Origin of the sequence: Xenorhabdus khoisanae (assembly GCF_001037465.1) — a bacterium.
Lineage (GTDB): Bacteria > Pseudomonadota > Gammaproteobacteria > Enterobacterales > Enterobacteriaceae > Xenorhabdus > Xenorhabdus khoisanae.
In genome coordinates, this window is sequence record NZ_LFCV01000247.1 from 1 (window position 1) to 662 (window position 662).

1 protein-coding gene is annotated in these 662 nt (G+C 50.0%); it reads left to right on the forward strand.

The window, feature by feature from the left end; genetic code table 11:
* Nucleotides 1–386 precede the first annotated feature (386 nt).
* A partial coding sequence (locus AB204_RS20550) for a TraI domain-containing protein (RefSeq protein ID WP_047965238.1) occupies nt 387–662 on the forward strand: 276 nt, incomplete at its 3' end.

Sequence of the window (662 nt, forward strand, 5' to 3'; positions counted from 1 at the left end):
TGGCTTATGTCCAGCTGTCCCTGACCGGCATTCCGGCAGCGGTCACTATCGGCAATGCGCTGGATGATGGTGGCCGCAAACGGACACGTTATACGTCGGCCCATTATCTGGGTAACTGGTCGGGCCGTTTACGGGAGTATCAACAGCCACAGGCAGCCTGAATTTTTTCAGCCTCTATCCTATTACTCTAATGCGCCTTTCGGGGCGCTTTTTATTTTTAAATCATATTAATAGATTGATTTATAGTGGAAATTAAGCTGACTGAGTAAGCGCGTCAATGGATGAATCGTGCCAGTTTAATTTTCATTTCCGCATAAAGAGTTTTTCCTTGTTTCAGACTGGGATTCACCGACACTGGGCCCAATTTGAACCGAAGGAGAAAAGCCATGTTTCAGCGTCTTAAATCCCATTTTATCCGTCAGTCTGCTGCACAGAAAAAATCATCAGCACCACCGCCGGAGACCATTCGTGATTGTCGGGGTTATTTCCAGCCGCAATCGGCGGATGAGTTGTTGGCCACCCCGCAGCGCCGTCAGTACCTGCAACAATTATGGCAAAACAGTGCCTTGCCCGAAGGGCTGTATCAGCGTTTTTATCTTGCGCCGGTGAAGCAATTGCTGGGCAGTGTCCAGCAGGTGCCCGCTACACCGGAAGGCGACTGG